At 72.5% G+C, this 6,491-nt stretch carries 5 protein-coding genes and 2 pseudogenes; 2 read left to right on the forward strand and 5 right to left on the reverse strand.

Translation table 11 applies throughout. The annotated features are described in order from the left end of the window. From JNW89_RS23590 to glnA, 3 genes are all read right to left on the reverse strand, one after another. On the reverse strand, positions 1 to 321 hold a 321-nt coding region (locus tag JNW89_RS23590; protein WP_238450537.1), incomplete at its 3' end, for an HTH domain-containing protein. A 35-nt stretch (positions 322 to 356) separates the two neighbouring features. Beyond that, positions 357 to 782, reverse strand: a complete 426-nt coding sequence (locus tag JNW89_RS23595) for a DUF350 domain-containing protein (RefSeq protein WP_088960983.1) — start codon at positions 780 to 782, stop codon at positions 357 to 359. A gap of 245 nt (positions 783 to 1,027) precedes the next feature. Continuing rightward, positions 1,028 to 2,377 carry a type I glutamate--ammonia ligase gene (glnA, locus tag JNW89_RS23600; RefSeq protein ID WP_179801156.1) on the reverse strand — a complete coding sequence of 450 codons (1,350 nt, stop codon included), beginning with the start codon at positions 2,375 to 2,377 and terminating at the stop codon, positions 1,028 to 1,030. A gap of 213 nt (positions 2,378 to 2,590) precedes the next feature. Here glnA and JNW89_RS23605 point away from each other — a divergent pair. Continuing rightward, a pseudogene (locus JNW89_RS23605) lies at positions 2,591 to 4,349 on the forward strand (NAD+ synthase). 163 nt (positions 4,350 to 4,512) lie between these two features. Then, a complete protein-coding gene (panB, locus tag JNW89_RS23610) occupies positions 4,513 to 5,358 on the forward strand; it encodes a 3-methyl-2-oxobutanoate hydroxymethyltransferase (protein WP_210777919.1) in 846 nt (281 codons plus the stop codon). Between the two features lie 180 nt (positions 5,359 to 5,538). Here panB and npdG read toward each other — a convergent pair whose 3' ends face one another. Together npdG and JNW89_RS23620 are read right to left on the reverse strand one after the other, a co-directional pair. Next, the gene (npdG, locus tag JNW89_RS23615; protein ID WP_238450538.1) at positions 5,539 to 6,237 is read right to left on the reverse strand and encodes an NADPH-dependent F420 reductase; all 699 of its coding nucleotides are present in this window, start codon (positions 6,235 to 6,237) and stop codon (positions 5,539 to 5,541) included. A 24-nt stretch (positions 6,238 to 6,261) separates the two neighbouring features. Then, a pseudogene (locus JNW89_RS23620) lies at positions 6,262 to 6,491 on the reverse strand (ABC transporter substrate-binding protein); the annotation flags it as partial.

Below are 6,491 nucleotides of genomic sequence, written 5' to 3' on the forward strand. Positions count from 1 at the left end.
CAGCAGCTTGCGCAGGGCGGTGGCGCCCGCCCCGGCGAACGGGGTGCCGCCGAGCCGGTGCAGCGCGACGGCCATCGCGACCGCCTCGACGGCGGTCAGGTTGACCGGTGGCAGGGTGTGCGCCCGGTCGACCACGTAGCCGCCGGTGCGGCCGGGCTCGGCCCAGATCGGCACGCCGGAGCCCTGCAGCGCGCTGATGTCCCGCTCGATAGTGCGGGTGCTCACCTCGAAGCGCCCGGCCAGCCAGCGGGCGCTGCGCGGCCGGGGCGACACCGCCCGCAACTCCTCCACCAGGGCGTAGAGGCGGTCGGTCCGGTTCACCCCCGCAACCTAGGCCGGGGGTACGACAGCGGCGCTCAGGCGATGCAGGCGCAGACGATCAGCGCGGCGCCGAAGTGGGTGGCGGCGCTGACCCGGGCCGCGGGGTGCGGCTCGTCGGAGCAGATGATCTCGCCGAGCCGGCCCGGGGTGAGCAGGTCGAGCACGAAGAAGGCCAGCGCCATGATGGCCAGCCCGATCAGCCCGAAGATCACCGTGGAGGCGAGCCCCTTGGCGAAGTCGCTGTAGCTGGTCAGGATCGCGGTGAAGACGATCCCGGCGATGCCGAGCTGGTTGGCGGCGAGCAGCAGCGCGGCGTTGCCGTTGCGCCGCACCCAGATCAGCTCGCGCAGCCTCCCCGGAGTCAGCACGTCGACCAGCAGGAAGCCGGCCGCCATCAGGGCCACCCCGACGACCCCGAACACCACGCTCTGCCACGCCCCGCTGAGCAGATCCTCCAGCACCGACTGCCTCCCGGCCTCCTACGCCCGGCGAGGGTGCCGGCGCGGTGATCGAGACGATAGCGGCACCGCGCCACCGCGATCCAGGGCGTGTTCCACAGGAGCGGTCGAGCCGAGGCGGAGTCCAGGCGACGGTCCGGCAAGGCGGCGGGGTCGTCCCGGATACCGGTGTTGTATCCGAGACCCCGCAACGCCGCCGGCCGTCGTCCGGGCCCGCCGCAGGCCGGCCAGTTCCTGTGGAACACGCCCTAGAGCGACAGGTATCGCTGCCGCTCGTACGGGGTGACCTCGCGGCGGTACTGCTCCCACTCGGCGCGCTTGTTGCGCAGGAAGAAGTCGAAGACGTGCTCGCCGAGCACCTCGGCGATCAGCTCCGAGCCGGCCATCACGTCGATCGCCTCGGCGAGGTTCTCCGGCAGCGCCTCGTACCCCATGGCCCGCCGCTCGGCGCTGGTCAGCGACCAGACGTCGTCCTCCGCGCCCGGCGGCAGCTCGTAGCCCTCCTCGATGCCCTTGAGGCCGGCCCCGAGCAGCACCGCGAAGGCGAGGTACGGGTTCGTCGCCGAGTCCAGCGAGCGGACCTCCACCCGGGCCGAGTTCGGCTTGCCGTACGCGGGCACCCGGACCAGCGCCGACCGGTTCAGGTGGCCCCAGCAGACGTACGCCGGGCTCTCGGTGATCCGGTCCGGCAGCGCCAGCGGGAAGAGCCGCTTGTACGAGTTGACCCACTGGTTGGTGACCGCGGTGTACTCGCGGGCGTGCATCAGCAGGCCGGCGATGAACGACTTGGCCACCTTGGAGAGCTTCATCGGGTCGCCGGCGTCGTGGAACGCGTTGCGCTCCCCCTCGAACAGCGACAGGTGGGTGTGCATCCCGCTGCCCGGCTGGTCGGTGAAGGGCTTCGGCATGAAGCTTGCCTGCACGCCGGTGGAGAGCGCCACCTCCTTAACCACGTGCCGGAAGGTCATGATGTTGTCGGCGGTGGTCAGCGCGTCGGCGTAGCGCAGGTCGATCTCCTGCTGGCCGGGGGCCACCTCGTGGTGGCTGAACTCCACCGAGATGCCGATCCGTTCCAGGGCCAGCACGGCCTGGCGGCGGAAGTCCCGCGCCACGGCGTGGGTGGTGTGCTCGAAGTAGCCGCCGGTGTCCACCGGGGTCGGCAGCGAGCCGTCCTGGGGGCCGTTCTCCAGCAGGAAGAACTCGATCTCCGGGTGGGTGTAGAAGGTGAAGCCCTTCTCGGCGGCCTTGGACAGCATCCGGCGCAGCACGTGCCGCGGGTCCGCCCAGGAGGGACCGCCGTCGGGGAGCAGGATGTCGCAGAACATCCGGGCGCTCTCGCCGCTGACCCCGCCCTCGAAGGGGAAGACCTGGAAGGTGGTCGGGTCCGGCATGGCGACCATGTCGGACTCGAAGACCCGGGCGAAGCCCTCGATCGCGGAGCCGTCGAACCCGATGCCCTCCTCGAAGGCGGCCTCCAGTTCGGCGGGGGCGACCGACACGCTCTTGAGCGTGCCGAGCACGTCGGTGAACCACAGCCGGACGAACCGGATGTCCCGCTCTTCCAGCGTACGGAGGACGAACTCCTGCTGACGGTCCACTTCCCCAACCCCTCGCGACACTCTTTGTCCGCCTTCGACCGGGCTGCGCCCGACCTGACCGCCCAGTCTCCCCGGGCCTCGTTACGCCGACGTTACGCGAAGCACCGCCGTCCGTCCCGTCGTGTCCCGCCCGCCGGTGGCCACCCGGGAGGGTGGCCGCCGTCTCGTCCCGGCCACCACGTCGGTACGCCGACGCTGGGGCAAGATGAGGGCATGCCCACCCTGCGTCTCGCCCTGTCACAGGTCAACCCGACCGTCGGCGACCTCGCCGGCAACGCCGAACTGGTCCGCACCTGGAGCCGCCGCGCCGCCGACGCCGACGCCCAGCTCGTCGCCTTCCCGGAGATGATGCTGACCGGCTACCCGGTCGAGGACCTGGTCTTCCGCCGCTCCTTCGTCGCGGCGTCGAAGGCCGCGCTGGAGCAGCTCGCGGCCGACCTGGCCGCCGACGGCCTCGGCGACCTGCCGGTCGTGGTCGGCTACCTGGACGCGGACGGCCCGCCGCAGGTCAGCGGGGACGCCCAGCCGGGTCGGGGCGCCCGCAACGCCGCCGCGCTGCTGCACTCCGGCCGCGTGGTGGCCACGTACTTCAAGCACCACCTGCCCAACTACGGCGTCTTCGACGAGGACCGCTACTTCCTTCCCGGCGACGCCCTCACCGTCGTGCGGGTCGGCGGGGTGGACGTGGCGCTGACCATCTGCGAGGACCTCTGGCAGGCCGGCGGCCCGTTCGCGGTGGCCCGGCAGGCGGGCGTGGGGCTGGTGGTCAACATCAACGGCTCGCCGTACGAGCTGAACAAGGACGACATCCGGCTGCCGCTGGTCCGCCGCCGGGCCGCCGAGGCCGGCGCGACCATCGCGTACGTCAACATGATCGGCGGCCAGGACGAACTGGTCTTCGAGGGCGACTCGATGATCGTGGGCGCGACGGCACCCTGCTCACCCGCGCCCCGCAGTTCGTCGAGCACCTGCTGGTGCACGACGTCGAGCTGCCCGCGGCGGGCGAGCGCGGGGCGACGAGGATGAGCTGGCCGACGGGATGCGGGTGGTCCGCCGTACCGTCGGATCCGTCCCGCCGGCCCCGACGGGCCCGGCGGCCGCCGGCGGGGTGATGGAACCGGTCGCCGACGAGGCCGAGGTGTGGCAGGCGCTGGTGCTCGGCCTGCGCGACTACGTCAACAAGAACCGCTTCCCGTCGGTGGTGCTGGGCCTGTCCGGCGGCATCGACTCGGCGGTGGTGGCCGCGCTCGCCGTCGACGCGCTCGGGCCGCAGCGGGTGGTCGGGGTGTCGCTGCCCAGCCAGCACTCCTCGGAGCACTCCCGGGCCGACGCCGAGGACCTGGGCAAGCGGACCGGCCTGGACTACCGGGTCGAGCCGATCCAGCCGATGGTGGACACCTTCCTGGCCAACATGTCGCTGTCCGGGGTGACGGTGGAGAACCTCCAGGCGCGGGTCCGGGGCGTGATCCTGATGGCGCTGTCGAACCAGGAGGGCCACCTGGTCCTCACCACCGGCAACAAGAGCGAGCTGGCGGTGGGCTACTCGACCCTGTACGGCGACTCCGTCGGCGGCTTCAACCCGGTCAAGGACGTCTGGAAGACGCTGATCTGGCGGCTGGCGAAGTGGCGCAACGCCGACGCGGCCAGCCGGGGCGAGACCCCGCCGATCCCGGAGAGCTCGATCGGCAAGCCGCCGTCGGCCGAGCTGAGCCCGGGCCAGCTGGACAGCGACACCCTGCCCGACTACGACGCGCTCGACCCGATCCTGATCGGCTACGTCGACGGCGACCTGGGCCGCCACGGGCTGGTGGAGTCCGGCCACGACCCGGCGGTCGTCGACCGGGTGCTCCGGATGGTGGACACCGCCGAGTACAAGCGCCGGCAGTCCGCTCCGGGCACGAAGATCTCCATCAAGGCGTTCGGCCGGGACCGCCGGCTGCCGATCACCAACCGCTGGCGAGAGCAGGGCTGAGCGGGACTGTTCCCGGTGCGGCGGCGACCGGTCCCCGGTCCCGCCGCGCCGGATCCGCCGAGTGAAATCCTGCACTGTGCCCTGCCGTGAGGCGGTCGTCCGGTGCGACGATCGCGGCGGAACCCGGGGACCGCGACGGCGGCCTCGAGGAAAGGAGACAGTCATGGTGGAGTCCACCCCGACCGAGGTGACCGCCCTCTACGGCGGCCCGGCCACCCGGCGGGTACGCACCCGCGACCTGATCGCCGCCAAGGAGCGCGGCGACCGATGGGCGATGCTCACCTCGTACGACCAGTACACCGCCTCGATCTTCGACGCCGCCGGCATCCCCGTGCTGCTGGTCGGCGACTCGGCGGCGAACAACGTGTTCGGCTACGAGACCACCCTGCCGGTGACCGCCGAGGAGCTGCTGCCGCTGGTCCGGGCCGTGGTCCGGGCGACGAAGCACTCGCTGATCGTCGGTGACCTGCCCTTCGGCTCGTACGAGGAGGGCCCGACCCAGGCGCTGCGCACGGCGGTGCGGTTCATGAAGGAGGGCGGCTGCCACGCGGTGAAGCTGGAGGGCGGCCGGCGCTGCGCCGACCAGATCGCCGCGATCGTCGGCGCCGGCATCCCGGTGATGGCGCACATCGGCTTCACCCCGCAGAGCGAGCACACCCTGGGCGGCTACCGGGTCCAGGGGCGGGGCGACGCCGCCGACGAGGTGCTCGCCGACGCCCGGGCGGTGGCCGAGGCGGGGGCGTTCGCGGTGGTGCTGGAGATGGTGCCGGGCGAGGTCGCCAAGCGGATCACCGCCGAGCTGCCGATCCCGACGGTGGGCATCGGCGCCGGCCCGGACACCGACGCCCAGGTGCTGGTCTGGCAGGACATGGCCGGCCTGCGTACCGGCCGGGCGCCGCGCTTCGTCAAGCGCTACGCGGACCTGGCCGGGACGCTGTCGGAGGCGACCCGACGCTTCGCCGACGAGGTACGCGGCGGCGAGTTCCCCGCCGCCGAGCACACCTTCTAGGACGACGGGGCGGTGGGGGTCGTCCCACGACCTTCACCGCCCCGCTCGCCGGGTCCACAATCCCCCGGTGTTCGCCCCCTGCCACGCCCTCGACGAACGGCCCCGGGTTCGGGCCACCCGATCGCTCCTACCGCCGCCACCCGCTGCACCGACCGTGACCGGGTGCCGGACGGCGCCGGGTCAGAGGTCGGTGACGCGGATGCCGGCGTGCGCCTTGTAGCGCTTGTTGATGGCGATCAGGTTGGCGGTGAACGCCTCGATCTGGTGGGCGTTGCGCAGCCGGCCCGCGTAGACGCCGCGCATGCCGGGGATCCGGGCGGCCAGCGCCCCGACGATGTCGACCAGCTCCCGGTCCTCGGTGCAGATCAGCACGTCGAGGTCGATCCGGTCGACCTCCGGGTCGGCCAGCAGCGGCGCGCTGACGTGGTTGAACGCCGCGCAGACCCGGGAGTTCGGCAGCAGGCCGGCGGCCTGCTGCACCGCGCTGCCCTCGGGGACCGGGAGGGCGTACGGACCCTGCTTGTCGAAGCCGAGCGGGTTGACGCAGTCGACCACGATCTTGCCGGCGAGCGGCTCGGCGAGGGCGGCGACGATGGCGGCGTGCCCGTCCCACGGCACCGCGATGATCACCACGTCGCTGCGGCGGGCCACCTCATCGTTGTCGGCCCCGGTCACGTCCACACCGGCCGGTACGCCGGGCAGCGCCGCGATCTCGGCGGCGGCCGCTGCGGCCCGCTCGGCGGAACGGGAACCGATCAGCACGGTCTGCCCGGCGCGGGCGAGTCGATAGGCGAGGCCCCGCCCCTGGTCGCCGGTGCCACCGATGATGCCGACGGTCAGCCCGGAGACGTCGGGCAGCGTGGTCGCGTCGTAAGCCATGCGGCCATCCTCGCAAACCGTCCCCGCCCCCAGCACCGCCGGGTACTCGAAGGTCTGCTCGGCGAAGTACCGCTGCGACTCGGGGTTGAGCAGGAAGTCGACGAAGGCCTTGGTGTCCGGGTCCGTGGCGGAGCGCTTCAGCACGCCGACGCCCGCGACGTTCACCAGCGCGCCGGTGTCCCCACCCGGGAAGAAGTGCAGCTTGGCCTTCAGCGCGTCCGGCGTGGTGCCCTTCTCCTTGGCCACCTCGCCGA

Source organism: Micromonospora sp. 4G55 (assembly GCF_016803375.1).